This is a genomic window from Pseudomonas sp. SDO52101_S400, from assembly GCF_054071635.1.
In genome coordinates, this window is record NZ_JBSVWF010000013.1 from 1 (window position 1) to 26,522 (window position 26,522).

Genomic DNA, 26,522 nt, shown 5'->3' on the forward strand with positions numbered 1-26,522 from the left:
TTAGTTGCCTGACATACCGCCTTCGCGAGCAAGCCCGCTCCCACAGGTATCGTGTTCGGCTCGGGTTCAGTGGTCTGCCGGTTTTCCGTGCAATTGGGGCTGTAACGTTGCCGAACCAGCGCTTACCGTGAAATCACTCTTCTGCTGCCCGAGACCCGCCCATGTCCCCGCGTCTGGATTACTACAGCGCTTCACCCAAAGCCATGAAAGCGATGATTGCCCTGGAAGCGCTGACCAGCAGCCTGAGCATCGAGCCGCCGCTGCTGCACCTGATCAAGATCCGCGCCTCGCAACTCAATGGCTGCGCGTTCTGCACCGACATGCATTCGGTGGAGGCACGGCGGGCAGGGGAGACGGATCGGCGGCTGTACGCCATTGCGGTCTGGCGCGACAGCGGCTTCTTCAACCTGCGCGAGCGGGCGGCGTTGGCCTGGGCCGAGGCGGTGACGTTGCTGGCGGATAGCCGGGTGCCTGACGATGTTTACCAGCAGGCACGGGAACAGTTCAACGAGACTGAACTGGTGGACCTGACCATGGCCGTCAGCACCATCAACAGCTGGAATCGCCTGGCGGTGAGCTTCCGCCAGATTCCCGCAGACCATTGATCAATGCCAAACACAAAAAACTGTGGGAGCTGGCTTGCCAGCGATGGCGGTTTGTCTGTGCGATCAATGTTGACTGACAAGACGCTATCGTCGGATCGCCGCCCGGAGCAGGCTCGCTCCCACAGTCGGTCAGTCAGTTCGGCGGCCGCTGCGGTTTCACCGACGTGCCAAACGTGTTGCCCATCCGCGTACTGGTAGCCGCCGGCGTCGCCAGTCCCACCTGATTCGGCGGGCGCTTGTTGACCGGCACATTCATCGCTTCCTGATTCTTCTGCGCAGCCGCCGCGCCGTCGGGGTTGTTGCCCATCTGCTGGCTCAGGCAGTCGTAATTCGGCGCCTTGTAGCCACCCACCGTCACTTCGACACAGCCCAGCGGCTGCTCCGCGTGTGCGCCGCCCAACATCGTCAGCAACATCCCGCCGAAGACGACTTTCCAGACTGATTTCATGTGTGCCTCCTGGCCGGCCCGAAGGGGCCGCTCTAGCTCAAGAGTCTAGTGCAACGGCGGCGCCGATCCCGTGATGGTTTTTTTGCAGTGGCCGTCACACCAGATTCATAAACAGCCCTCAGGATGACGGTTTTCAGGGATACATCAGCCGTGCAGCGAGGCCGTGCCAGGGAGGATGTTGTGCGCTCAGCGCTCGTGCGCCAGCTCTGTCTGGGGCTGCTGCTTGGCTTGTTTCTGAGCCGTGCCAGCGCCGACCCGGTGCCGGCATCGATGCGCATGACGCTGCACATTCCGGCCCAGGAACTGGCCCGCGCCCTCGATCAGTTCAGTCGCGCCACCGGCATGGCGGTGCTGGTCGACAGTCAGTTGAGTCGCGGTCGACGTTCCTTGGCGGTGGATGGCGAATTCACCGCCGCCGAAGCGTTGCGGCGGATGCTCGGTGGCAGCGGGTTGATGGCCAAGTACAGTCGCGACGACGCGTTCACCTTGCAGGTGGCGCAAGTCGAGGACGTGCCGATGCCGGCGGAGAAACCGACCCCCGCCAGCGCAGCGGTCAACCGCAGTTACGCCACGGCGGTGCAGGTCGCGATTGAACGCAACCTGTGCCGCTCGCCGTTGACCCGGCCCGGCAGTTTTCGCGCGGTGTTGCAACTGTGGATCGGCCGCGACGGCGTGGTGCAGCACAACCGGTTGGTCACTTCGACCGGCGATGTTCGGCGCGATGCAGCGCTGGTAGACAGTTTTCACACGCTCAAGATCGACCGGCCCACACCCGGCGCATTGCGCCAGCCAGTCACGTTGCTGTTGTTACCCGAATCGTCAGGAAAGCGCATGGAATGCACACAATGGGAAGGAGTTTCCGGGGGATGAAAGACGCCGGACAAAGTTCGATGGTCCAGCTGTTCCTGACGTCCTACGAGGACTTTCGGGTGCGCCTGCGACGCCGTCTCGGCTCGGAGGACCTGGCCAACGACGTGCTGCACGAAACCTACCTGCGGGTCGATCGCATGGAAGCGCCGCCGAACCTGCTGCGGCCCAACGCCTACCTCTATCGCATGGCCCTGAACATCGCCGCCGACCGCCGCCAGGCCGATGCGCGATTGCTCACCGGCAGCGAAGTCGAAGAACTGCTGCAAGTCAGCGACGAAGCGCTGGACCCGATGCGCGTGGTCGGCGGCCAAAAGGAAATCCAGTCCCTGCTCAGCGCCCTCTACGAGCTGCCGGCCCGGCGCCGCCGGATCTTCATCGCCGCACGCCTGGAAGAAGCGCCGCACCTGGAAATCTCCCAGCGTTTCGGCATTTCCACGCGCATGGTCGAGAAGGAAATCAAGGCGGCCCTCGGACACTGTGCGGCCAAACTGGAAAGAAAAGTGTTTCAGCGGTTCGGTCGCGGGGCCGGAAAACCGTCTAGTGAATGAAGCTCCCGATCAACCCGTCGAGTACCTGTGCGTTTGAACATCTTCCGTCTGACACCTGCCGAGCCCACGCCTGCCGAGCGTCTGCAAAGCGAAGCCCGCGACTGGCTGATCCTGCTGACCTCCGGCCGCGCCACGGTCGCCGACGCCCGAGCGCTGCGCCAGTGGTGCGCCCAAAGCCCCGAACACGCCCGCGCCTTCGAAGAGTGCAAGGCGTTGTGGCACCTGCTGCAACCGGCGGCCGAAGCGACGCAAGCGCCACGACGGTTTGGACGCCGGGCCTTTCTCGGCGGCGCAATTGCTGCGTCAGCGGCGTTCCTCTTGGTGCGTGGCACGATTCCGGGCGGGTTCTCCGGGCTCGGGGCTGATTACATCACCGAAGTCGGCCAGCAACGCCGGGTCGAACCGGCGGATGGCTTGAGCCTGGAATTGAACACTCAGACCCGCATCAACCAGCGTTCGGTGGATGAGGGCGTGCAAGGCTTTGAACTGGTCAGCGGCGAAGTCGAAGTGCAGACCGCACGGCTGCCGATGGCGATGCAGGCCGGTGGCGGTTGGCTGCGGGCGAGCAGGGCGCGGTTCAACCTGCGTAACCTCGATCAGCAGGTGTGCGTGACGTGCCTCGATGGCGCAGTAGAAGTGGAAGTTGAAGGCCGCAGCCTGCGCCTGGAACCGGGCCAGCAATTGACCTATGACGCGCAACAGGTCGGCTCGGTGCAAAGCGTCGACACAGCGGCGGTAACCAACTGGCGTCAGCAAGTGCTGGTGTTCAACGGCACGAGCCTCAGCCAGATGATCGACGAGATCAACCGCTACCGCCCAGGCATGTTGCTGTTGCTCAACCGAGAACTCGGCCAACGACGGGTTCAGGCACGTTTCTCCCTCGACCAACTGGCCGGCGTAGGCGCGCTGATCCGCGATGCCTACGGCGTCAAATGCACCGAGCTGCCGGGCGGCGTAGTCGTCCTCAGCTAACCCAACACAGTATTCAAAACCACCCCAAAACCCCTGTGGGAGCGGGCTTGCTCGCGAAGGCGTCGTGTCAGTCAATACATTCGCAGCTGATCCACCGCTTTCGCGAGCAAGTCGAATCGTCGCACCGCCGCTCCCACAAAGGTATTGAGGTGACAGGGCTTACTCCAACGGCCCCATAACCTGCCGATACTTCTCCACCCCCTGTGCCGTCTCCCGAGTCAGCCGCACCTCCAACCCCAACGGATCCTCCCGCCGATTCCCGCTCAACTGCCGCCACCCCTTATCCATCTCCCAAACCCGCACCTGCAAATCACTCACCTCACCCAAAACCGCCACCCCAGCAGTCGGCGCCGGCAACGGATACCGACTGCGCGCCGGCGCCACCGCGCGATACAGCGTGTCCCCCTTGAGCCACCAGCGCACCCGCTGCAAAGCCCCCGGCTGATCCGCCGCGCTCCGAATGATGTCCAGCCGAAACCCCTTGCTGTCACTGCTGCGCACCGTAACGGCAGGCGGGGCCGTCGCCGGTTCATCCTCCGTGCCGACCTTCTTAGGCTCCGTCAACTCGATCCCGGCGCGCATCTCCACATCCCGCTGCATCTGATTCAACGCCCGCAACAGGCTGTCACTCTGCTCACCACTGGCCTGCAAATGGCTGTCGGCGCGGGTGACACTGTCCAACCCCTTCCAGGCAATCAGACTGACCACCGCCATCAACAGAATCGCGACCATCACCTCGATCAGCGTAAAACCTTGTTGTCTGTTCATTGCACGCTAATCCGGCCCGAAGCATCGCGCAGCACACTCAACCGATTGAGCCCGTCAGACAGCGTCAACTGCAGCGGCGGATTGATCCACTCCGCGTTGAGCACCACCTTCTGCTTTGGCTCCACCCGCACCTCCAGCTTCGAACTCTGCCAAGGACGCGGCCGCAACTGCGGGTCCCGATCGAAATGATCAAAACCCTTGCCACTGTCACTGCGCCGACTGAACCGAAACCCCTTGCCATCGCTCAACCACGCAATCGGCCGGCCATCGGCACGGGCCTCAGTCTGAGCAATCTGCAGCAACTGCGCCACGCGCTCGGCGTCCTTGCGCAGCAACTGCAACGGATCGGGCTTGATACTCAGACTGATCGCCGCACTGGCGATACCGATGATCACCAGCACCACCATCAACTCGATCAGCGTAAAACCCTGCTGCCTGCACCGGTTCATCGAATGCGCACTCCCTTGCGTCCAGCCCGTCCCAAAAAACCATCCTGCACGGCCAACATGTAAGGCGTGTGAAATAAAACCGTGAGAATTGCCGCGTAGTCTGGTTACCGGGACTAAAAGGAGATTCAACAATGTTCAGTCGCTCCTGAACCTCGTACTTTTCATCCAGCAACTTACTTCACCTCAACCCAAACCCCTTCACTAGCACCGCTACGACCATGATCGATAATCGAAACCCAGACAGGCTTGGTTGTGGCCGCCTTTCCATCAATTTCGAGCCAAAAAGCACCTTTGTCGGCAATGATTTTGCTTTCAACCGCATCCTTGTCGCTGTTGGCCTGGGGAGTGACTGAGGTTGAGAGAATTCCACTCGTATTCTGTAATGGGTACTGCACTGACTTCGATAACGCAATTGTCTGTACCGTCCCATTGTCTGACCGAACGATAGATGGAGCCAGCGCTCCGCCAGCCTTGCATTGCTCATCGGTAAAATCACTGGCACGTTGAGCCGCTTTGCGCACCCAATCTTCAACGTCAGGAAAAAGAAGCGCCGGATCGTTTTCGACGCCGGCCTCACCTTCAGGGAACATAGCTGCAGCAGGCTTCGGTACAGGCGGTTTGTTGATGGAGAGTGCATTGGTGATCAGGGCAAAACTCTGACCGGGGGTGAGTTGTTGGGCAGACAGCCGCTGATTGACATCAGCCGGTACTTGTAAGACTCGATGGCGGTACTCTGCCTCGTAACCTTGGACCACAGAGAGATATTGATAGTAGCGCGGGGCATATTCGGACCAGCGTGGATTTTTGAAGTACTTGGCAGCCAACAGTTGGCCAACACTTGAGTCGAAACCGTCATAAATACGATCCAGACACAGCAAAGTATCGACAGAGCCCAAGTAAATCTGCTCTCTGGTAGGCGTATAGAGCACCTCATGTAAACCATATGTAACACCTGCCCCTGTTGCCAATGCCGCAATTTGGTGGCTCCCACCCCCCGTTAAGCCTTTATATGCCCCAAGTCCCAGTAGAGATGCCAGAACGGTGCTGCTGCCTTTGGAATACCAGGATTGGCTTGAGGCTGAGTTCTCCAATGTCTTACGCAACTCATATGAAATCTGCTTAGTCGATTTTGCATTTTCGATATTGCTGCTGGTTGTATGTACGTAAGGATCGAAAAGCACGCAGGAACTCAAGGCGAAGCTTGGGAAAACAAGCATTAAATTTTTCATTGGGGGCTCTCATGGGATGAAGTAACGACAATGCTAGTTGGAGAACGGAAAATTGCATTCCATAATTTTTTTTTGGCGGAAAAAAATACTGTCTACACTAGTGAGTATTTCGTCGTCGCTGCGCTGCTGGCGCTACCCTACGTCGAACCTGTCGTAGCTGTCCCCTCCAACTTTTAACGAGTTCATTTCTCATGAGCCCCAAAAAAAAGCTGTTAGTGATAGCCCTCCCGCTGGTGGTGGGGGTTACGCACGCGGAAGAGCAAGACGCAACTTTCATCGAAAATTTACCGATTTATTATCTTTACTCGGTAATGCCACCAGAATCGAGCTCACCTGAAACGGCGCAAAGCTCCGTATACGCGGGTGATAGACGCTGGGAGGCCGGCCGGGTGTTGCGTGTGTGCATGTTTGATGGGAATAAAACCATTGCTCGACTTATCAAAGACGTTGCTAGTGAATGGAACCAGTATTCCGGCGTGAAGCTCAACTTTGGTCCTTCTCCTTCAGGCTTCAACTGTCTAGACAATGGAGGCTTCTATGAAGTGAAGGTACATTTCGGCCAGCAGGGATTCTGGTCATTGGTAGGTAAAGACAGTGTGAATATCGCAGAACCTGTTGCGCCGTCCATGAATTTGCAGCGTTTCAATTTCAAGTATTCCGAAAGAAAAATTTCACCGGACGGGGTGATGGCTGCAGCCTCCGCGCAAGACAAAGCAGTTATTCTCCATGAGTTTGGGCACGCGTTGGGATTGTTGCACGAACATCAAAATCCGAATCTTAATTGTCAGAACGAAATCAAATGGACCGGCCCTGGTAACGTCTACGACTATTACGGAAAGCCTCCAAACGAATGGAGTGAGGAGGAAGTTAAACGAAATCTCGGCTTCATAGCCCTCAGCGATCCCGATTTCGTGGCCGGCCCTAAAGACAGCCACTCAATAATGATGTATTCGCTCCCCCCTCAGATCATGAAAAACCCAAATGGCCCATGCGTCGTGCCATCTCCCCTGAAGCTTTCAGAGCTGGACAAACAAACTGTCGCCAAAATTTACCCTCCAGTATCACCAACTGAGCTTCATAAAGATGTTGCGCTTTCATCATCAAATGTGCGCGCTATACCCGCCTCACTCCCGGCCCAAAACCGTGCGGCTTTGCTTGAAAGAGCTTTGGCTGATATTGAGTCGCAAGATACGTTTACGCGGCGCGACGCCCGGCTTCGTCTCTCGGATTTACTTCAACAAGACAGCAGCAGGAAATCTGAAATCATCAATGTTATGCCGGAGGCCAGTTACCGCTATCAGCTTGGAGTATCAACTGCTCTGCTGAAAGGTAAGGAAGAAATACCACTTAGCAAGGAGGATCGTGAGGTACTGCGGAAAGTGTCAAAGAAAGCTACGGACTCCACGCTTAAAACAACGTTGGATGGACTCACCCCCCGTTGAAGTTTTCCTCTGGGTAGTGGATAAAAATTGGAACTGGTTCATTTATTGAAAATAAACCAGTTCCTCTATTTTTTGCCTGTGTCGCTGCGCCGACTGAGCGGAAACCCCTTGCATCACTCAGCTACCGGCCGAGCCTCAGCCTGGGCAATTTGCAGCAACTGCGCCACGCGCTCGGCATCCTTGCGCAGCAACTGCAACGGATCGGGCTTGATACTCAGACTGATCGCCGCACTGGCGATACCGATGATCACCAGCACCACCATCAACTCGATCAGCGTAAAACCCTGCTGCCTGCACCGGTTCATCGAATGCGCACTCCCTTGCGTCCAGCCCGTCCCAAAAAACCATCCTGCACGGCCAACATGTAAGGCGTGTGAAATAAAACCGTGAGAATTGCCGCGTAGTCTGGTCACCGGGACTAAAAGGAGATTCAGCCCATGAGATTCACCGCACGCTTTTCACCCCCCCAAATCATCCAGGCCGCCGCACTGCTGGCCGCCCTGGTCGGCATCGCCACCTGGTCATCCCTGCTCCTGACCACCGCCGAATCCCACACCCCGGCGGCCACCCCGCAACTGCTCGCGGCGCGTAGCGACAATCCGGCTTTGCAATGGTTTTCCAACCGCACGGCGCCGGTGGAGATCAAGGTCAGCGGCGTGATGGCAGGGAGTCGTGGGGCGGTGGCGATACTCAGCCTCAACGACGGACCGCCGAAGAGTTTTTTGCAGGGGGAGCGGGTGAGTCCTGGGGTGAAGTTGGTGGCGGTGGAGGGGGATGGGGTGGTGATTGAGCAGGGGGGGGAGAGGGTGCGGTTGGAGGTGGAGCGGTTGGGGGAGGGGGTGGTGTTGCCAGACCTTACTAGGCAATGATTTTGTAGGCTCGAATTCGTTATTTTTGCAGCTTGGGTGAATGTCAGTGTAAGTGCCTCCAGAAGCAGGGAGCTCAGGAGCAAATGAGTGCTTGTAGTCGCTACTGAGCTGATGCAGGGTGGTCGAGAATGTTCACTATCGCCGAATAGCAGGCTGTGATCCCTCTAAAAATCTGCCCACTTTCGGGGCGGTACGATCAAGAGCGTCCGGCGCAAGGTGGTTGAAAACTCGAGGCTTACCTGACACACATAAGATTAATACCCCCCCCGGATCGGAACAACGCAATGCCGATAGCGTCTATTCTCGTAGTCGTCATGGGCCATATATCACCCCGATTCCTGCTGGTCACTTTCGATAGTGACTACGCAGGAGGTGGCATGTCTTGGATCGCCTTGAGCTTCTCTATGTCCCGCCCAATTATTTTCTTCGCACACTCCAAGCAGTAGTGATCCCAGCTCCGGCCGTTTTTGACCTTCAGGCGCACATCGCCCTTCTCGATACGGTGCTTGGCACTGGCTTGACAGTTATGGGCCCTGCCAGCGGTGTCTATTTCGACATGGGTAACGAGCGACTTAATTGCCACCGAACACCTCCGTTACGGCTGTCGCGAGGATGCCGTCAAATCCTTGGTCAATCCGCTCGTGCATCTCTCGCGAGAACTCGTGCCGTTGCCCCGTTCCCATACCGACAAAGGTATTTACCTGATTGTTGATGGCAGCAATCATCACAATCAAGTTCGTCCTACCGAGACGACGCGTGTCGAGCTCGCGACCATTCGGGTTGATGTCCCGTTCGCCGAGAATCCGTCCAGCTGCCGTTCGAACTCGAATCGGAAGCCCGTCACGCATCGCCTGCCGCTCGCGTACACGAGTTGTCGGCAGTGGCTGCAGGGTCTGGTAAGCAGCCGTAACGTCGTTCGTGGTATAGCCGCGCTCCTGCAGCACGCGAAGGGCTGCTAGTGCCTCATCGTCCAGCAGAAGTGGAATTTCCTCGACGTGGACATCGGATTGGCTGCGCACCTCAACGCCGTCCAAGTCGTGGGGAACCGGCTCCACCTGTCTCTCGACGGGAGCATGATCTGGATCGACTTCCTCCACCGGCAGCAACTGGTCGAAATAGTCGCGGTCGGCTTCGCTGAACTCCTGGAAGTCAGCCCAGCGTCTGGCGATGTTCGCGCCGGCATGGAACACGACGACGCCTTGGTTGAGGACATGGCCGGGAGCGTTTTGCCGAATGACGCGCATGATGCGGCCGACGAACTGAACGAACGGGGACAGGTTGCTGAAGATGCTGAACACGGCGGCCACGGACAGGTATGGGTGGTCGAACCCTTCGCCGAGCTTACGCACCTGGACGATCACGTCGAGCTCGTGGCTTTCCAGTCGCTGCATCACTCTCTGGTTCGCCGGCGCGTTCTCTCGCGAATGCACGTAGCTCGCGCGCAGGCCCCGTGCGACGTAGGCTTCGACGACTTCCCGGCAGTGCTCGTAGTTGAGAGCCGAGGCGATAATCTTCAGTCGGACCTCGCCAGTTTCCTCGCGCAGCCGGAGTAGCTCACGGATAGACGCATCCACGATGGTGTTCAGCGTTTCGGTAGAAGTTACGATGCTGCGCCGGAAGTCGGCGTCTTCCTCGCCCAGCCTGCGTACCTCGGCCAGCCCTACCTCGATCTCTTGACCGTCTTCGCGGCGCACGTAACGGAGCGTGCGCGGGTTCAGTTGCACGGCCTTAAGGCGTTTGACGTAGCCTTCGCGGATCGCTTCGAAGATAGGGTACGTGTAGATGACGCGCCCCTCCATGAGCTGCCCATCGGCGCGCATCGGCGTCGCGCTGAAGTTGACGATCTGCGCTTCGGGGAACTGAGCCTTGAGGGCCTGCCAGCTCTCGGCTACGCCGTGGTGACCCTCGTCGACCAGAATCAGGTCGAAATAGTCGGCCGGCAGTTGACGTAGCCAGCGGTTTGAGTCGCCGCCTTGGAGCTGCTGAATATTGGTAATGACGACGTGCGCGTCGTCCAAGTCTGCCCGGTTGGTCGTAGTCCCTCGGATTTCGACAGGTTCAGGATAGGGCGCGCCGGCTAGCACCGCGCACTTCTGGTAGAACATATTGGGATTGGACGGATCGAAATCACTGGCCAACTGCTGAGCGATGGCCACGCCTGGCGCGACCACCAGCGTCCGCCGCGAGCGGAAGGCAAAGGGCGATATCGTGATGCTCCCGGACTTGCCACATCCGACAGGCAGAATGACAGCGAACTCACGCTCTTCGCCACCCGCCACGAAAACCTCGTTCAGGGCGAGGAAAACACCCTTCTGGGGCGTGCGGATACGTTCGTTGTTCTCGATGTGTGGCTCGCGGTTCTGGAATGGGTTTGTCATCAAGAGTCCTTCCGTTAGGGGGGGAGAGGCTATGTCACAACGGCCGAGCTGATCATAGAAAATACCGCCCCAAGTGGCGCTTTTCAGATCCAGAAGCCACAGACTCGGTCGCTCACTGCTGCCCGACACAGGGCGTGACAGCCTTCACGTTCTGGCCTGGTTGCAGAGCTTTGAACATCGACGCGTACATTGCGGTATGTGATGTCCGCTTTTGGCCAAAAGCTGCCACCGGATGTGAATGTAGCTCAACGCACGCAAGTCAGCTGGTTCAATGAGGAAATGGATCTATTTAGGAGAGATTTCCGGATAGGAGGGGCGGATTAGTTTTCCAAAAATAGATCTGCCCTGTCTGTCGCGCAGCCGAGGGACGGTGCGCGGCCGGCTAAATTTATTGCGCGGGGCTATCGCTTTTTCCTCAGTCAACGCAATAAACTGGTTCACATAATTTACGCTAACATCGCAGGTTAAGGAAAACAATGAGCTCTATATATGGAACACTACTGTCTTCAATGCGGTTCAGACCATCAGAGGTCGTCGATCGGAATACTCTTCTGCTCGAAGCAGAAAGTGATAGAGGCCGACTTCTATTTTGTCCGGCCTTCCGGCGTTTACAGCAAAAAGCACAAGTGTTTTCCATGGAGCCAAATGCGGCGGTCAGGAGTAGACTTACTCACTCTATTGAGGTTGCGCAGACAGGTCGATATATAGCGGATCAGATATCTCTAAAACTCTTAGAGGCAAATCTGGCTTCAAGGGATGAGTGTGCAGCTTTAACTGTGTTTGTTGAAACAGCTTGCTTGATGCATGACATTGGCAATCCTCCTTTTGGGCACTTCGGCGAGTCTGCGATATCCGAGTGGTTCAGAGAAAATGGAAAGTTGTTGTTTGAAGAAGCAAACAAGGATAACGGCTTATATGTCAATGAGACCCAAACGGCAGCGGCAATTGCGGACTTTTTAGAGTTTGATGGAAATCCCCAAGGCATTCGCGTGGTTACAAAGCTTCAAAGGAATACTGATCAATTTGGTTTGAATCTAACTAAAACAACGATCGCAGCCTACCTTAAATACGTCCGAGGAAATAAGCATAGTTACAGGCCAATTGACTCTCCGTTCACCAAAAAGTGTGGGTATTTTTCCACTGAGGAACAGATTGTTTTAGATGTTTGGAGTGAGCTAAATTACAATTCGCCGCAGCGTTTTCCTTTGGCATACATAATGGAAGCCGCTGATGATATTGCTTACTGTATTAGCGATTTGGAGGATTCCATAGAGAAGGGGCTTTTAGTTAAATCAATAGCTTTTGACGAAATTCGCAATGATTGGCTTGATGAAGGGGTAGAAGGTCAAGAATCGGACCGGATAGATGAGATATTACGTTGCGCAGCTGCAGGTGAAAGAAGCGATGGAAGGAAATTCACATTCACTGATTTCAGAACGTCATTAAACAGGCTTCTCGTGGAGTTTGCTGCAAATCAATACATGGAGTTTCACGACCGCATTCTCAGTGGCCAGCTACCCTCATTAATTCCTGCCGAATCGCCGGCTGGAAAAATCTTGGACGCTCTCAAGGGCTATTGCCGCAAAAAAGTTTACTGTCACGAAAGTGTTCAGAGAATAGAGTTGGCTGGTTATAGAGCAATATATGGGCTGCTTGATCATTTTTCCTGTCTTCTAGTCGCAGGGACTGCGCGCTTTCATGCTGCGTTGGAATACAAGACTAAAGACAGTAAGGTGCGATCCATTATAATTGAAAATAAGTTGCTTACGTTATTTCCTAAAAACTACATTCAAGTTTATAAGGAGCAGCTTGAAAGGATTCAGAGTGTTCCTGGATATACTCTTGCGGATGAATGGGTTTTGCGTGCTCATCTTATAACTGATTTTATTTCTGGAATGACTGATGATTTCGCAACTACGTCATATCAAAATCTTTCCGGCATGAGGATCTAGAGTTGTTAAGGGTAGAAGATCATCCCTATTGGCATGTAAGGTCAGTCATTGCCGCTAACCACTCGGTGATCAAGTCAGTGGAGCTTAGTTATTACACGTATGTTGCTCGATCTGTGTTTGATGATCGCCAAGTTTTTTTGATGACGCCCTCGGAATTTTTAGATGTCGGTCTTATTGAAGATATTTTTCGACAATGTCCAAGAGAGATGGAGGTCGCAGTACATTCCAGGCTGTTGATGATGGGCGGTGATATTCTCCATATTCCCATGATCGATATGTCGACTGGTTCAGTCGCGCAGCTTCATAAATTGAAACCAATCATCGGCCAAAAATTTTTTGATTTTACATGGTACAAAAGTGGTCGTTCTTATCACGGGTATGGTAGGACGTTAATCAATGAAAGGACTTGGTGTTCATTTATGGGGGAGCTATTGTTGGTTAATCAGATAGGACGACCTCACACGGTAGACCCACGATGGATTGGTCATAGACTTATTTCTGGATATTCCGCGCTTAGATGGAGCAAAAATACGCAGCAGTACTTGGATTTTCCTCGGAAGTTGTCCTGAATAAGATTCGCATATGTCTGTAAACTCCTAGTAAGGTTTTCGGTTAGCATTTACGGAGCTCTTCCCTAGCCAGCATGGATAAGGGGACGGGTCTATTTTGTGGGGTGTGACGCAATGATGCCTCGATAAACACAATTGTTTAAAGAGACATTTTAAAACACTCTCCCAGGCTACACATCCTTGCGCCTTTGCCTACAGCTACGCCAGAATCCGCCGGCTTGTGCGCTTTGTACCTGGTCTTTATCGTCTACGTGTCGCTGGCAACCCAGCGACCGGGTTTAGCGACCTGACCAGGTATAAGTTCAACGACGCTCCAGTTTGTCGCAGACATTTGCGATGACAATATGGTGGCTGTGCGTGGGAGACCTTCGGGTCTGCCGGGTCTTATACCTCTCGGTTCGCTAACCCGCGTACAGCTGCCACCCTTACTTGTTTAGCGACAGGTGTTGGTGGTTCCACCAGGTATAAAAATGGAGCTTCACCATGATCAAACCAACACCCAACCCGCCCGAAACCGAATCGGTTTCCCCCTACGAATCCATCGATTCCAGAAAACTCCACGAAGCCGCCGACCGCGCGCTCGACCATTACCTCTGTCCGCCCGGCTCCACGCCGCCCCCACGTAGAACCCGCGGGATGTATGCCGTGACTGCGGACAACAAAAACGAAGAACTGCTGATTGATGCCAGTGAAACACTCGCTTCGGCCCAAACCATTGCCCAGAACATAGCCAGTCTGGTGCCGGCTTCGCAGCGTCGGGCGTTGGTTGGCATTGCGCAGTTGATCATGCTCGGGGAGTTGGCGGTGAATCGGGCGTTGGATAATTTGCAATTGCCGGTGAGGCAGACTTCGGGATCACCTGCTGATTAAACGGGTGTTAATTCTGGCGCCTTCGCGAGCAAGCCCGCTCTCAAGGAAAGGGGACTGAATTATTTCATTCAGTCCCCTTTGTTTCTTAACCCGCGTCTCCGCGAGCTGGCTCTGAAGGCGCCCCCGGACATTCATCGGCCCATCGCGTTACCGCCATGTCTTTGAGTCGCTCGCCCATGGTGTCAACGCGCAAGCAGGCGCCTTTCTTTGAATAGAACAGGATGCAGCGCGAGCTATCAAATGAGCAGGTATCGAGTTCCAGGAAGTTGCGAGCAGCCAGCTCCCGCTCGACGCCACTGTATTCATAGCCATCGCGGGTGTGCATCCGGGTTGGCTTCCATCCTTGTTTGATCAATTTGGACCTGGCCGCCAACAAGGGCTCACCGACGGCGATGCCTGCTGGCCCGTATTTGTCGTTTGCCGCTTGCGAGCCATCAGCGAACGCGACGCTTGGCCCAGTGCAACAAATGGCGATGAGGAGGATCGTGGCCTTCATTTAGCCGTTCTCGTGATTTTTCTTGCGGCGTAATAAATGACGCCTATCAGAAAGTGCTTGAGCTCCCACGCCCAAGCGCCCGCGAGCATGCAGATAACCAGAAAATGAAAATATTGATGAAATTCTGTAAAGGGCACTTTTTGTGCGCTTTTTCCAACCAGTCCCAGAGTCATCAGGCTGATGCAAAAAGAACTCAGACACCGTAAGGCTAGATAGCAAATGTCTATGATGTTGGTCGTGTACACCCAGCTTTTTGCAGATTCAGAAAACAAGGCAGACCACACCAGATGAAACGCGCTTGCGTAGATGAAGCTCAGGCTTAGGCGTTGCGCCACGTCAACACCGGAGCTGAGGTAAAACTCCGAATAGAATTGGTCGAGAGAAATGCCTACCGGACGAAAGAGGTCGAGGAGGGGAAACAGGGCAACCCCACCGGCGAGATAGATAGCTACAAAAGCGATGATTTTCATCCCGCACTCCATTGCTTCCTATAACTGCATCGGCTGACGAGTTTTCGGCCGAGAAAGCATAGCCGTCCTGGCAACTACCGGTAATTCAACCACTGGAGACTAGAAAGGCAGGGGAAAAAGAAGGGCTGATCTATTTCCAGAAAATATATCGGTCCCCTTTGTTTAGAAATCCGGATTTCCCCTACAACGAACACCGATCCATCCTGCATTCAAACCTAAGTCCGTTCGCCAAAGTCCCCCGTTTTCAGAACGGGGCACGGACGTGACCAGACTCATCCCGCGAAGCGATCTACATGGTCAGCGCGACCAGATCCTCGATTCCTACCAAGCCATGGAAGACTTCCGACAGGCATTGAATCGCCCGGACGAGCTGCCCGGATTCGACGATCTGTTAAACGCCATGGGCCTGCATCGTTCGAACTACATGCAAGGCGCGAATGAGCGAAAACTCATCGATGCTGTGCGTAACGGTGAGTGGGCTCTGGTGAAACCACGCACGGCTACAGACAACGGCGGTGCCTCCTGGAACGCCTTCAACCCCAAACCCGAGCCACCTCCCGCACAACACCTGGTGGAGGAACACGCCTACACCTTGCCGCAACCCACTGAATCGGGTTTTCACATCGTTCAGAAACCCATGACGTTCGAAGCGCTTGAACGGGAGTTATACGAAGTCAGGCCCGGCGACTCACTGCGTCGCGAATTCCGTTCACTCAATCGACATCTGGGCGAGCAAGTCAAACCTGGGCAAATGGTCTTGTTCAGCGACTCACGCAACTACATGTGCCGGCGCGAAGAAGCACAGATGATGGCCGCTGCGGAGAAGGTGAACGAGGCGTTGAAAGATCTCTCGGATGAAGAGGCTTCGTTCATGGTTGAGCATCACGAAGTCATTGAGCCGTTTCTGGAGGTGTCGGCGGGGTCACTTGGGATTGCCTCTTATATGATCGGGCAGCATCTGGATGGGCTGAAAAAAGCTTTGCAGGATATGGAACAACTGCACCAGCAGCACTATCGGCAGTACGGGCATCTTCGCTCGCCGGATTTTTTTGCACAGCGCAAACGTATCTTGACGAAGCTTGATAGTGGCCTTGGATCGCTGGTACGCAAGGGAACCGGAATTGCCGATCACCCCAAGCTCAAGAGAGCACTGGGTTTGTCGACTCGAAGAACCATTCACCGTTGGGATAAAGCGGGAGGCCCCACTCAGTTGCCGGGATATGCGTCCAACATCGTTGGCGTTGCGCGGGCGGCAAAGTTCATGCAGATCGGAGGTTACGTCGGAATTGGTTTAGCAACAGGGGCGGCAACTCTACGAATCAACGAAGTGTGCCGTACCGGCACTGATCAAGAATGCCAGAAGGTTAAATTCATCGAAGGCAGCAAACTGGCAGGTAACGTTGGAACAACTGTCGCGGCAACCACATATACCGCACCGCTCACAATGGAGTATTGCGCAGGTGTTGCACTAAAAACACGAGGCATCGGTGGCGTTATTTGCGTCCTCGTCATCAGCGGCGCGACAGCTTCTGTAGCAGGTAATACGGGATCTAAGATTGGCGATGTCCTCGGTGAGATCGTTTACGAAGCTACCTCAAATGATTGAAATCAAACTTCTGTTCGCCGCCACTGGCATTGGGTTATTGGTGCTGATCATTTCCAACGTTCTGGTGATGATTTATGTCGGGTATTTCAAGCTTTCCGAAATCGAGTCGCACCTTGAAAATTGTTATCTGCTCCAGAATTGCCCGCAGAAAGGAAGTGCCGGTTTTTGGGCGCGCAGGTACAGGCTCAATCTGATCGCTGCTTTGCTTCGTAAACGTCCTTCGCGCCTGTTGCTGGATAATCCGAGCGCCCTCGAAGATGTCCGCAGCCTTCCGCTGAATTTGCGGCGGTGGGTGGAAATTCCATATCGATTGAATGCATTTTCTCTGCTGGGAATTCTGGCCTTGTATGGTTGGGCGGAATATCTAGGGCTGTTCGAGTAAGCGCCGTTGAGAGGCGGTCCTCTATAAAAGGGCTATCGCGAGTCGGTAGCGTGCCATTGAGACAGAAAAAAGATGACTGACTGTGGTGAGTTTTCAGGACAAAAAATCTACGAGTATTCCGAATAATGGAAATCACCCAATCAGCATTTGCCTGGGCCTTTGGAGCGCTGATCCTGCTGGGCATCATCAACTGCGCAATGATTTTCTACGCCGTTTATACAAAACTCGACGCTCTGGAAAACCACTTTGACGAGTGGCTTTACCTGACCACGGACTGGCGTTCTTCAGGTGGGGGTTTTCACTGGAGAACTCATCGAATGGCCGCTGTCAGCAGGTTGATTACATCCAAAAGTATCCAACGGCAGGAACCGTTGCTGATCGACGCCGTTGAACGCCTTCCCAGAGGACTCAGGTTCTGGGCGACGCGTCCATTTCATGTCGGCTATTTTGTGTGCGGCGGGACGGCGGTGCTTTGGCATTATGGGAAATACAGAGGTTTTTTGTAGGAACAGGTGTCTTTAATGGTCCGACGCTTTGGGCGGGCTATGGATTTTCGGGGCGGCTAAGCAACGTCTCCAGCCGCGCAAGCGCCGGCGCTTCTTGGCTGCGATCAAAAACTTGCACCCCAACCTTGAGCAACCGCCCATTCTCCGCCCCCCCAATCACCTGCTCACACCGCAACAACAACCTCCCTTGATCACACTCAACCGCCTTGACCCCCATCGGCAATTTACCTTCCAACCGAAGTTCAGCCATCCGACTCTGCGCCGCAATCATCGCAATCGAGCGATCCCGCAAAACCCCGCTGCTCTGCGTCATCAACCCCGCCACACGAACAGCGGCGGACATGGCGACGGCGATGATCGCCAGCGCGACGAGCACTTCAATCAGGGTGAATCCGGCTTGGGGGGAGGGGGTGCGCATCGGGGGCTCGGGCAGTCGGGCAGCCCTTGACGCTAACGCCCGTGCTTGACGGCTTGACGACGAAAACACCCGAGGATTTTCAACATCCCTGACATATCTTCTTGCAACACTGCGCGTCGAATCGAATCAAGCCAGGGAATGACGAGATGGATATCGCGCAGTTCAAACAGCCCAATCGACCGAGCCGGATGCCCCGTGGGCAGCAGGGTTTCACGCTGATCGAGATCATGGTGGTGGTGGTGATTCTCGGGATTCTGGCGGCGATGGTGGTGCCCAAGGTGCTCGACCGGCCGGATCAGGCGCGGGCCACGGCGGCGAAGCAGGACATTGGCGGGTTGATGCAGGCGCTGAAGCTGTATCGCCTCGATCACGGCACTTATCCGAGTCAGAGTCAGGGCCTGAAGGTGCTGGTGGAGCGGCCGGCCGATGCGAAGAACACCAACTGGCGTTCGTACCTGGAGCGCCTGCCGAATGACCCGTGGGGTCGCCCTTATCAGTACCTCAATCCCGGTGCCAACGGCGAGATCGACATCTTTTCCCTCGGCGCCGACGGCCAGCCTGACGGCGACGGTGTGAATGCCGACATCGGTTCCTGGCAGTTGTAAGGCCGGCCATGAACAGCCAATCGAACCAGCAGGGGATGGCGATCATCAGTGCGCTGCTGATTGCGGCGGTGGTCGCAGTGATTGCCGCCGGCATGCTGACTCGCCAGAGCGTTGCGACCCGGGCGCTGGAAGCCGAACAACTGCGCGTGCAGGGCCGTTGGGTGTTGCACGGCGGGTTGGAGATCAGCCGGCAATTATTGTGGGACGCGCGGCAGCGCGATCCGCTGACCCGACTCGATCAACCCTGGGCACAGCGCTTGAACACCCAGGGTTTCGAAGGGCGGCTGGAGGACGAGCAGGGCAAGTTCAACCTGCGCAATCTGGTGGCCAACGAGCGGATCGATGACGCGCAGGTGCAGGCGTTCGAGCGCTTGTGCGAGTTGATTGGTGTCAGCAGCGGTTTGAGCCGACGCATCAGTCAGCGGGTGATCGGCTCTTATCCGCACCTGTTGAATGCCCAAGTGGTGGACAAGCCTGTGGCGAAAAACACCTTCGACAGTGGGCGCGCGACGTCGCCGTCCGCTTCGCGCAAACCGCAATCGCCGACCTTGCCGATGCTGCGCACGCTTGACGATTTGCGCAGTGTCGACGGGGTCAACGATGCGCTGTTGGCGAAACTGGCGCCGTACCTGACGGTGATTCCGGCGACCACCTGGCTCAATGGCAACACGGCCACGGCGCCGGTGCTGGCGGCGTATGTGCCGGGGTTGTCGCTGGAGCGGGCGCAGGCGTTGATCAATGAGCGTGACGCCGGGCGCTGGTTTATCAATCGCGGGGATTTCGTCAATCGGCTGCGACTGCCGCAACTGGAGATCACCAGCGTCAAGGTCGGCATCACCAGTGACTGGTTCCGGCTGCGCGGGCAGGCGCGGCGGGATCAGCGGCGGGTCAGCCTCGATGCGTTGTTGCATCGCAGTCAGGATCGTTTGCCACAAGTGATCTGGTCGCGGGTGGGCGTATGAGCCCGTTGCGCGTGAGTTTGCCGCCGCTGGCGGAGCTGAGTCTCGACAGTGAAGTGGATTGTGCTTGGCTGGATCGTCAGGGGCAGGTCGTGCGCCAGGAACGCGCGCGGCTCGGCGCGCTGCCGAAGCAACCGTTGGTTTGCTTTCTGCACCCGTCGGACAGCCTGTTGGCGAGTATCGATCTGCCGCCGTTGCCCGCGAACAAAACCGCTGCCGCTGTGCAATGTGCGGCGCAGGCCTTGATGCTCGGCGACAGCGCCGAGATGCACATCGCCCACAGTGCTCGCAATGAAAGCGGCCAGGTGCAGATTGCCTGGGTAGCACGCAAGGATTTGCAGCACCTCGGGCAATTCGGCTTGAACCTAAAAGGCCTGTACCCGGCGGTCTACAGCTTGCCGGTGATGGCTGGCGGTGTCGGCTGCCTGCACGACGATCATCTGTTGCTGCGCCACGGCCCGAATGCGGCGCAGGTGCAGCCGATGATCGACGAAGCGTGGCTGCTGGAAACCGGTCTGCCGGCGCACTGGATCGGTGACGGCGCGCCTGAGGCGGTGCAATCGACATTGGCCGACACGCAACGCTGCTCCGGCCCGTTGCCGAACTGGGGCCTGCATGGCGGCCTCCAGCAACCGGGCGCAGAGCATCGCGGTTGGGGCAGGGCGCTCGGTTGTTGTGCGCTGGCAATGGCGGTGTGGGTGATCGGTTTGAACCTGTACGCCGCCCGCGAGGCCGGGCAGGGCCAGCAGCTCAAGGCGCAGATGGCGCAACGGGTGAAGCAGGCGTTCCCCGAGTTGCCGGTGATCCTCAATCCGCTGCAACAGGCCCGCCAGCAAATCTCTGCGCGCCAGCAAGGCGCGGTGGATGCGCCGGGGCAGGATTTCACGCGGCTGGTGTCGCAGGCCGGCAGCGGCATGCCGTCGATGGCCGGTACGGTGCAGCGGCTGGAGTTTGTCGACGGCGCGTTGCAATTGAGTCTGCTGCCCGAGGCGCGGCGTTCGGGCAACGACAAGGATTGGCAAGGCACGTTGGCCCAGGCCGGCATCAGCATCAGCCCGAATGACGACGGCTGGGTCTTGCGCCCGGCCGGCGAGGCGACCGCCACCACCGACAACGACGACAGCAGCGGAGCCGAAGATGAATAGCCCATCGCTTGCGAAATACCGCGCCGGTTGGCAGCGCTTCAATGCTCAGTTGCAGGCCCGTTGGCAGCCGTTGGCCGTGCGGGAAAAACGCATGGTCGGCGGCATGGCGGCGCTGTTGCTGGGGCTGTTTGTGTGGGTGGCGTTGATTCAGCCGCCGCTGAAGAAGATCGCCGCCTCGCAAGTCGAAACGCCAAAACTGCGCGCCCAGGCCGAAGCGCTGGAAGTGCTGTTGCGCGACGTCAGCGTGCGCCCCGACGGGCAAAACCTGGAGCAGTCGCTGCAACAGACCTTGCAGGCCAGCGGACTGGGCGGCCATTACCAATTGGCGGCCGCGTCCGCTGGCTGGCAGTTGACCTTCGACGCCGCACCGGCCGACGCCGTGCTCGACTGGCTGCTGAGCCAACCCCGGAATTTTTCACTGCAAGTAGTCGAGGCCCGTCTGCAACGCGCAGACGACGCCGCGACCGATGACACGGCCGGCACTCTGTCGGGCACCGTACGCATGGATCAGGCGCTGGGCGCTAAGGAAGCTTCATGAAGGGGTCAGGATCCAAACGCATGGCGTTGCCGATGCTGTTGATGGCATTGAGCGCGTGCAGCAACACCACGCCACCGAATCAACCGCCGCTGCTGGTGGACAGCGAACTCGGCCGGCCGCTGGCCAACACCCAGCGCAGTGGCGACGCGGTGCTCGACCGCGAGCGGGCGCAGGCTCAGGTCAGACCTGCGCCGAAGCAATTGCACAACATCACCGAACGCGCCCGCAGTGGCGGTTCGGTTCGGGGCACGACGTTGCCGGCCAATCCGTTGGGCGATCAACCGGTGACGCTGAATTTCGTCGATGCCGATATTCAAGCGGTGGTGCGAGCGTTGTCGCGCTCCACTGGTCAGCAGTTTCTGGTCGACCCTCGGGTCAAGGGCAACCTGACGCTGGTCTCCGAGGGCCAGGTACCGGCGCATCAGGCTTACGACATGTTGCTGGCGGCGCTGCGCATGCAGGGTTTCAGCGTGGTGGACGTCGGCGGCGTGGCGCAGGTGGTGCCGGAGGCCGATGCCAAGTTGCTCGGCGGGCCGATCTACAGCGCCGACAAACCGGCCGGCAACGGCATGCTCACCCGCACGTTCCGCCTGCAATACGAGAACGCGGTGAACCTGATCCCGGTGCTGCGCCCGATCGTGTCGCCGAACAACCCGATCAACGCCTATCCGGGCAACAACACCATCGTCGTCACCGACTACGCCGAGAACCTCACGCGGGTCGCGCAACTGATTCAGGGCATCGACACCCCGAGCGCCATCGACACCGACGTGGTGCAGATCCAGAACGGCATCGCCGCCGACATCGCGCCGATGGTCGCCGACCTGCTCGACGCACCGGGCAATGACCCGACGCAGAAAATCGCGGTGATCGGCGACCCGCGCTCCAACACCATCATCATCCGCGCCGGCAGCCCCGAACGCACGGAGCTGGCGCGCAACCTGATCTACAAACTTGACAACGCCCAGAGCAACCCGAGCAACCTGCACGTGGTTTATCTGCGTAACGCTCAGGCCGGCAAACTGGCCCAGGCACTGCGCGGCTTGCTCACCGGCGAGAGCGACAGCGGCACCAGCGACAGTGCGCGTTCGGTGCTCAGCGCCATGGGCAGCTCCACCAACTCGAGCGGTGGGCAGAACGGCCAGAGCGGCACGCAAACCAACGGCAGCACTTCGACCACCAACAGCGGCAGCACCGGCGGCAGTTACGCTCAGGGCAGCAGCACCAACAGCGGCAGCAGCAATGCGCAAAGCAGCGAACAGAACGTCGCCTTCAGCGCCGGCGGTGTGACCATTCAGGCCGACGCCACGACCAACACCTTGCTGATTTCCGCGCCGGAACCGCTGTACCGCAACCTGCGCGAAGTCATCGACCTGCTCGACCAGCGCCGCGCCCAAGTTGTGATCGAGAGCCTGATCGTCGAAGTCGGCGAGGACGATGCCAGCGAATTCGGTGTGCAATGGCAGACCGGCAATCTGGCTGGCAATGGCGTGATCGGCGGCGCCAACCTCGGTGGTTCGGGGATCAACGTCAACGGCAAGACCAGTGTCGACGTGTTGCCCAAAGGCTTGAACCTCGGCTACGTCAACGGCACCGTCGATATCCCCGGCATCGGCAAGATTCTCGACCTGAAAGTGCTGGCCCGGGCCCTGAAGAGCAAGGGCGGCACCAACGTGCTGTCGACGCCGAACCTGCTGACCCTGGACAACGAAGCCGCGAGCATTTTTGTCGGCCAGACCATCCCGTTTGTCAGCGGCAGCTATGTCACCGGCGGCGGGGGCACCAGCAACAACCCGTTCCAGACCGTGACCCGCGAAGAGGTCGGTTTGAAGCTCAACGTGCGGCCACAGATTTCCGAGGGCGGTACGGTGAAGCTCGACATCTATCAGGAAGTCAGCAGCATCGACGAACGTGCTTCGGCTGCTTCGACCTCGGCGGGGATCGTCACCAGCAAACGTGCGATCGACACCAGCATCCTGCTCGACGACGGGCAAATCATGGTGCTCGGCGGTCTGCTGCAGGACGGCTACAGCCAGAGCAATGACGCGGTGCCTTGGCTCTCGAACATTCCGGGGCTGGGCGCGCTGTTTCGCAACGAACGCCGCTCGATCACCAAGACCAACCTGATGGTGTTCCTGCGCCCGTACATCATTCGCGACAGCGCGGCGGGGCGCAGCATCACGCTTAACCGTTACGACTTCATGCGCCGTGCTCAGGGCGGTCTGCAACCGGAACGCAGCTGGGCGATGCCGGACATGCAGGCGCCGCAATTGCCGACCGCAGCGCAAGGCGTGCCGGCGACGCTGCCGGGCACCGGCCCGCGCGCGACCATCAAAGCGGTGCCGCTGCAATGAGCGCATTGCCTTACGCCTGGGCCAAGGCGCAGCGGATTCTGCTGCGCGACGGCGTGCTGACGGTGTGCCCGTCGACGCCGGGCTGGTCGATCAGCGAGGTGCGCCGGCAGTTCGGCGCGGCCAGGCTTGAGCGGGTGCGCGATGACGAACTCGACGGCTTGCTCGCCACGGCCTACGCCGACACCGGCAGCGCGGCGGCGGTGGTGGGCGCAGCGGAAAACGAAGTCGACCTCGACCGCCTGATGCAGGACATGCCGGAAATCACCGACCTGCTCGACACCCAGGACGGCGCGCCGGTAATCCGCATGATCAACGCCTTGCTCACCCAGGCGGCGCGGGACGAGGCCAGCGACATTCACATCGAACCGTTCGAGACCCATTCGGTGGTGCGCTACCGGGTCGATGGCACCCTGCGCGACGTGGTCTCACCGCGCAAGGCGTTGCACGGTGCGTTGGTGTCGCGGATCAAGATCATGGCGCAGCTCGATATCGCCGAAAAACGCTTGCCGCAGGACGGGCGCATTGCGTTGCGCGTAGCGGGGCGGCCCATCGACATTCGTGTTTCCACCGTGCCCACCGGCCATGGCGAGCGGGTGGTGATGCGCTTGCTGGACAAGCAGGCCGGGCGTTTGCATCTCGAAACGTTGGGCATGGACGCGCAGGTGCTGGCCAAACTCGATCACCTGATACGCCAGCCCCACGGCATCGTGTTGGTCACCGGCCCCACCGGTAGCGGCAAAACGACAAGTCTCTATGCGGCACTGGCGCGGCTCGATGCGAGCACCAGCAACATCCTCACCGTAGAAGACCCGGTGGAATACGACTTGCCGGGCATCAGCCAGATTCAGGTCAACGCCAAGATCGACATGACATTCGCCCTCGCGCTACGCGCCATTTTGCGGCAGGACCCGGACATCATCATGATCGGCGAGATCCGCGATTTGGAAACTGCGCAGATCGCGGTGCAGGCTTCGCTGACCGGTCACCTGGTGCTCGCGACGTTGCACACCAACGATGCGGTGTCGGCGGTCAACCGCCTGGTCGACATGGGCGTCGAACCGTTTCTGCTGGCCTCGTCGATGCTTGGGGTGTTGGCGCAGCGGCTGGTGCGGCGGCTGTGCAACCAGTGCAAACAGGAAGACCCGGCCACCCCCAGCACCTGGCGCCCGGTCGGTTGTGCGGCGTGCAATCACACCGGTTACAGCGGTCGTACCGGCATTCATGAGTTGTTCTGCATCGACGACGACATCCGCACCCTGATTCACCAAGGGGCAGGGGAGCAGGCGTTGCGTGCGGCCGCGAGCAAGGCCGGGATGTTCAGCCTGCGCGAGGACGGCGAGCGCTGGATTCGCAGCGGTGCCACGGCGCCGGAAGAAATCCTTCGTGTGACACGGGACGCCTGATGAATCGCTATCGTTTTGAAGCCGCCGATGCCAGCGGCAAGATCGAGTCCGGGCATCTGGAGGCGGACAGTCAAGGCGCCGCGTTCGGCGTGCTGCGCGGTCGTGGCTTGACGGCGTTGTCGGTGGAGAAGGAAAGCAACGTCTCCCAGCATGGCGGCGGTGGATTGTTCAGTGCACGGCTGTCGGACAACGACCTGGCGTGGGCCACCCGGCAACTGTCGAGCCTGCTCGGCGCCAGTCTGCCGCTGGAGGCCGCGCTGAGCGCCACGGTCGAACAGGCGGAAAAAAAGCACATCGCCCACACCCTCAGCGCCGTTCGTGCCGACGTGCGCAGCGGCATGCGCCTGGCCGAAGCGCTGGCGGCGCGGCCACGGGATTTTCCGGAGATTTACCGGGCGCTGATTGCGGCGGGCGAGGAGTCCGGGGATCTGGCGCAGGTGATGGAGCGGCTGGCGGATTACATCGAGGAACGCAACAACCTGCGCGGCAAGATTCTCACCGCGTTCATCTATCCGGGCGTGGTCGGGCTGGTGTCGATCGGCATCGTGATTTTCCTGTTGAGTTACGTGGTGCCGCAGGTGGTGAGCGCGTTTTCCCAGGCGCGGCAGGATCTGCCGGGGCTGACGCTGGCGATGCTCAATGCCAGTGATTTCATCCGTGCCTGGGGCTGGTTGTGCGCAGGCGTCATGGCCGGCGCGTTCTGGAGCTGGCGCCTGTATTTGCGCAACCCGGCGGCGCGTTTGAGTTGGCATCATCGGGTGTTGAAGTTGCCGCTGATCGGGCGGTTTGTGCTGGGGCTGAACACCGCACGGTTCGCCTCGACGCTGGCGATTCTCGGCGGCGCCGGGGTGCCGTTGTTGCGGGCGCTGGAGGCGGCACGGCAGACCTTGTCGAATGATCGCTTGAGTCTGAGCGTCAATGAGGCCACTGCCAAGGTGCGAGAGGGCGTCAACCTGGCGGCAGCGCTGAAAGTGGAGAACGTGTTCCCGCCGGTGCTGATTCACCTGATCGCCAGCGGCGAGAAAACCGGTGCGCTGCCGCCGATGCTCGAACGCGCCGCACAAACCCTGTCCCGCGATATCGAGCGCCGGGCGATGGGTATGACTGCGCTGCTTGAACCGCTGATGATTGTGGTGATGGGCGGGGTGGTGTTGGTGATTGTGATGGCGGTGCTGTTGCCGATCATCGAGATCAACCAGTTGGTGCAGTAGTGCTATGCCTGATGTCTGGAGGTTGCCTGTTCCGGCCTCTTCGCGGGCAAGCCCGCTCCCACAGTGGTCGGTGTTGTTAATGCAATTTTCTTCCCAACACAAAAATCTGTGGGAGCTGCGGTGCGACGATTCGACTTGCCAGCGATAGGGCCAGTCAGAGCAATAAATAATTCAGCATTTTTGCAAAGGATTCTCCAGCACCCGAGCCTCGATCCAGCCATCCTCGGGTTCTCCTTTCTGTCATCTGCAACGGCCCTTCAAGGGCTGTGGCCCATTCCCTCGAAAAGCTTGCCGTAGACACTCCGGCCAACCCCCGGAACACCCGAGAAATTCCCTCGAAAATCACCTCGCACCTCCCGAGGTTTTTTCCTTTATCTGTCACCGGAAACTGCGAATTTCTCAGTGCGACTTAACCACGGACCCCGCTTGCGAAGGTCGGCGGTGAGTCTTCCCAGTGTCA

At 58.1% G+C, this 26,522-nt stretch carries 27 protein-coding genes and 1 pseudogene; 19 read left to right on the forward strand and 9 right to left on the reverse strand.

Annotated elements, in window-relative coordinates; genetic code table 11:
* The first annotated feature begins 161 nt into the window (after positions 1 to 161).
* Positions 162 to 605 carry a carboxymuconolactone decarboxylase family protein gene (locus ACW9HX_RS08795; protein ID WP_457380276.1) on the forward strand — a complete coding sequence of 148 codons (444 nt, stop codon included), beginning with the start codon at positions 162 to 164 and terminating at the stop codon, positions 603 to 605.
* A 133-nt stretch (positions 606 to 738) separates the two neighbouring features.
* Here ACW9HX_RS08795 and ACW9HX_RS08800 read toward each other — a convergent pair whose 3' ends face one another.
* Positions 739 to 1,053, reverse strand: a complete 315-nt coding sequence (locus ACW9HX_RS08800; RefSeq protein ID WP_457380277.1) for a hypothetical protein — start codon at positions 1,051 to 1,053, stop codon at positions 739 to 741.
* Between the two features lie 123 nt (positions 1,054 to 1,176).
* Here ACW9HX_RS08800 and ACW9HX_RS08805 point away from each other — a divergent pair, with 123 nt between their 5' ends.
* From ACW9HX_RS08805 to ACW9HX_RS08815, 3 genes are read left to right on the forward strand one after another with little or no spacing between them, the layout of a single operon-like run.
* On the forward strand, positions 1,177 to 1,923 hold the full coding sequence (locus tag ACW9HX_RS08805) for an STN domain-containing protein (protein WP_457380278.1): 747 nt from the start codon (positions 1,177 to 1,179) through the stop codon (positions 1,921 to 1,923).
* Positions 1,920 to 2,471 (forward strand): RNA polymerase sigma factor, encoded by a 552-nt coding sequence (locus ACW9HX_RS08810; protein WP_011334580.1) that lies wholly within the window; start codon positions 1,920 to 1,922, stop codon positions 2,469 to 2,471. The genes ACW9HX_RS08805 and ACW9HX_RS08810 overlap by 4 nt, the downstream gene beginning before the upstream one ends.
* 33 nt (positions 2,472 to 2,504) lie before the next feature.
* On the forward strand, positions 2,505 to 3,443 hold the full coding sequence (locus ACW9HX_RS08815; protein WP_457380343.1) for a FecR family protein: 939 nt from the start codon (positions 2,505 to 2,507) through the stop codon (positions 3,441 to 3,443).
* 159 nt (positions 3,444 to 3,602) lie between these two features.
* Here ACW9HX_RS08815 and ACW9HX_RS08820 read toward each other — a convergent pair whose 3' ends face one another.
* The 3 genes from ACW9HX_RS08820 to ACW9HX_RS08830 form a co-directional block, all read right to left on the reverse strand.
* Positions 3,603 to 4,211 (reverse strand): prepilin-type N-terminal cleavage/methylation domain-containing protein, encoded by a 609-nt coding sequence (locus ACW9HX_RS08820; protein WP_025109826.1) that lies wholly within the window; start codon positions 4,209 to 4,211, stop codon positions 3,603 to 3,605.
* Positions 4,208 to 4,660, reverse strand: a complete 453-nt coding sequence (gene gspH / locus ACW9HX_RS08825; protein ID WP_457380279.1) for a type II secretion system minor pseudopilin GspH — start codon at positions 4,658 to 4,660, stop codon at positions 4,208 to 4,210. The genes ACW9HX_RS08820 and gspH overlap by 4 nt, the downstream gene beginning before the upstream one ends.
* A 173-nt stretch (positions 4,661 to 4,833) precedes the next feature.
* Positions 4,834 to 5,889, reverse strand: coding sequence for a hypothetical protein (locus ACW9HX_RS08830; protein ID WP_457380280.1), 1,056 nt, complete (start codon positions 5,887 to 5,889; stop codon positions 4,834 to 4,836).
* A gap of 191 nt (positions 5,890 to 6,080) precedes the next feature.
* On the opposite strand from ACW9HX_RS08830, the gene ACW9HX_RS08835 reads away from it, so the two are divergent.
* Positions 6,081 to 7,331, forward strand: coding sequence for a hypothetical protein (locus tag ACW9HX_RS08835; protein WP_457380281.1), 1,251 nt, complete (start codon positions 6,081 to 6,083; stop codon positions 7,329 to 7,331).
* Between the two features lie 128 nt (positions 7,332 to 7,459).
* Here the strand turns inward: ACW9HX_RS08835 and ACW9HX_RS08840 are convergent.
* Positions 7,460 to 7,636, reverse strand: a pseudogene (locus ACW9HX_RS08840) (prepilin-type N-terminal cleavage/methylation domain-containing protein); the annotation flags it as partial.
* A gap of 132 nt (positions 7,637 to 7,768) precedes the next feature.
* Here ACW9HX_RS08840 and ACW9HX_RS08845 point away from each other — a divergent pair.
* Positions 7,769 to 8,200 carry a type II secretion system protein N gene (locus ACW9HX_RS08845; RefSeq protein WP_457380282.1) on the forward strand — a complete coding sequence of 144 codons (432 nt, stop codon included), beginning with the start codon at positions 7,769 to 7,771 and terminating at the stop codon, positions 8,198 to 8,200.
* Between the two features lie 572 nt (positions 8,201 to 8,772).
* Here the strand turns inward: ACW9HX_RS08845 and ACW9HX_RS08850 are convergent.
* Positions 8,773 to 10,578 (reverse strand): DEAD/DEAH box helicase, encoded by a 1,806-nt coding sequence (locus ACW9HX_RS08850; protein ID WP_457380283.1) that lies wholly within the window; start codon positions 10,576 to 10,578, stop codon positions 8,773 to 8,775.
* Positions 10,579 to 11,054: 476 nt separating this feature from the next.
* Here ACW9HX_RS08850 and dgt point away from each other — a divergent pair, with 476 nt between their 5' ends.
* From dgt to ACW9HX_RS08865, 3 genes are all read left to right on the forward strand, one after another.
* Positions 11,055 to 12,530: a dGTPase gene (gene dgt, locus ACW9HX_RS08855; protein ID WP_457380284.1), complete on the forward strand. Its 1,476-nt coding sequence runs from the start codon at positions 11,055 to 11,057 to the stop codon at positions 12,528 to 12,530.
* 140 nt (positions 12,531 to 12,670) lie between these two features.
* A complete protein-coding gene (locus ACW9HX_RS08860) occupies positions 12,671 to 13,099 on the forward strand; it encodes a primase 1D-like protein (protein ID WP_457380344.1) in 429 nt (142 codons plus the stop codon).
* A 483-nt stretch (positions 13,100 to 13,582) separates the two neighbouring features.
* On the forward strand, positions 13,583 to 13,969 hold the full coding sequence (locus ACW9HX_RS08865) for a DUF6124 family protein (RefSeq protein ID WP_166223025.1): 387 nt from the start codon (positions 13,583 to 13,585) through the stop codon (positions 13,967 to 13,969).
* A gap of 85 nt (positions 13,970 to 14,054) precedes the next feature.
* Here the strand turns inward: ACW9HX_RS08865 and ACW9HX_RS08870 are convergent, their stop codons facing one another.
* Positions 14,055 to 14,465 (reverse strand): hypothetical protein, encoded by a 411-nt coding sequence (locus ACW9HX_RS08870; protein WP_457380285.1) that lies wholly within the window; start codon positions 14,463 to 14,465, stop codon positions 14,055 to 14,057.
* On the reverse strand, positions 14,462 to 14,935 hold the full coding sequence (locus ACW9HX_RS08875; protein ID WP_457380286.1) for a hypothetical protein: 474 nt from the start codon (positions 14,933 to 14,935) through the stop codon (positions 14,462 to 14,464). Before ACW9HX_RS08875 ends, ACW9HX_RS08870 begins: the two co-directional genes overlap by 4 nt.
* Before the next feature lie 262 nt (positions 14,936 to 15,197).
* On the opposite strand from ACW9HX_RS08875, the gene ACW9HX_RS08880 reads away from it, so the two are divergent.
* The 3 genes from ACW9HX_RS08880 (at position 15,198) to ACW9HX_RS08890 (ending at position 17,429) form a co-directional block, all read left to right on the forward strand.
* Positions 15,198 to 16,541, forward strand: a complete 1,344-nt coding sequence (locus ACW9HX_RS08880; RefSeq protein WP_457380287.1) for a hypothetical protein — start codon at positions 15,198 to 15,200, stop codon at positions 16,539 to 16,541.
* On the forward strand, positions 16,534 to 16,923 hold the full coding sequence (locus ACW9HX_RS08885) for a hypothetical protein (protein WP_457380288.1): 390 nt from the start codon (positions 16,534 to 16,536) through the stop codon (positions 16,921 to 16,923). The genes ACW9HX_RS08880 and ACW9HX_RS08885 overlap by 8 nt, the downstream gene beginning before the upstream one ends.
* Positions 16,924 to 17,048: 125 nt before the next feature.
* Positions 17,049 to 17,429, forward strand: coding sequence for a hypothetical protein (locus ACW9HX_RS08890; protein WP_457380289.1), 381 nt, complete (start codon positions 17,049 to 17,051; stop codon positions 17,427 to 17,429).
* A gap of 37 nt (positions 17,430 to 17,466) precedes the next feature.
* Here ACW9HX_RS08890 and gspI read toward each other — a convergent pair whose 3' ends face one another.
* On the reverse strand, positions 17,467 to 17,847 hold the full coding sequence (gspI, locus tag ACW9HX_RS08895; protein WP_457380290.1) for a type II secretion system minor pseudopilin GspI: 381 nt from the start codon (positions 17,845 to 17,847) through the stop codon (positions 17,467 to 17,469).
* A 146-nt stretch (positions 17,848 to 17,993) separates the two neighbouring features.
* Here gspI and gspG point away from each other — a divergent pair, with 146 nt between their 5' ends.
* Genes gspG through gspF form a run of 7 tightly spaced genes read left to right on the forward strand, consistent with a single transcriptional unit; the run spans position 17,994 to position 26,062 of the window.
* Positions 17,994 to 18,452: a type II secretion system major pseudopilin GspG gene (gene gspG / locus ACW9HX_RS08900; protein WP_007959380.1), complete on the forward strand. Its 459-nt coding sequence runs from the start codon at positions 17,994 to 17,996 to the stop codon at positions 18,450 to 18,452.
* 8 nt (positions 18,453 to 18,460) lie between these two features.
* The gene (gspK, locus tag ACW9HX_RS08905) at positions 18,461 to 19,414 is read left to right on the forward strand and encodes a type II secretion system minor pseudopilin GspK (protein ID WP_457380291.1); all 954 of its coding nucleotides are present in this window, start codon (positions 18,461 to 18,463) and stop codon (positions 19,412 to 19,414) included.
* Entirely contained in the window at positions 19,411 to 20,556 is a 1,146-nt protein-coding gene (gspL, locus tag ACW9HX_RS08910) for a type II secretion system protein GspL (RefSeq protein ID WP_457380292.1), read from the forward strand. The genes gspK and gspL overlap by 4 nt, the downstream gene beginning before the upstream one ends.
* Entirely contained in the window at positions 20,549 to 21,094 is a 546-nt protein-coding gene (gene gspM / locus ACW9HX_RS08915; RefSeq protein ID WP_457380293.1) for a type II secretion system protein GspM, read from the forward strand. Before gspL ends, gspM begins: the two co-directional genes overlap by 8 nt.
* On the forward strand, positions 21,091 to 23,448 hold the full coding sequence (gene gspD / locus ACW9HX_RS08920; protein ID WP_457380294.1) for a type II secretion system secretin GspD: 2,358 nt from the start codon (positions 21,091 to 21,093) through the stop codon (positions 23,446 to 23,448). The genes gspM and gspD overlap by 4 nt, the downstream gene beginning before the upstream one ends.
* Positions 23,445 to 24,851 carry a type II secretion system ATPase GspE gene (gspE, locus tag ACW9HX_RS08925; RefSeq protein WP_457380295.1) on the forward strand — a complete coding sequence of 469 codons (1,407 nt, stop codon included), beginning with the start codon at positions 23,445 to 23,447 and terminating at the stop codon, positions 24,849 to 24,851. Before gspD ends, gspE begins: the two co-directional genes overlap by 4 nt.
* Positions 24,851 to 26,062, forward strand: a complete 1,212-nt coding sequence (gene gspF, locus ACW9HX_RS08930) for a type II secretion system inner membrane protein GspF (RefSeq protein WP_114883555.1) — start codon at positions 24,851 to 24,853, stop codon at positions 26,060 to 26,062. The genes gspE and gspF overlap by 1 nt, the downstream gene beginning before the upstream one ends.
* Positions 26,063 to 26,522 lie beyond the last annotated feature (460 nt).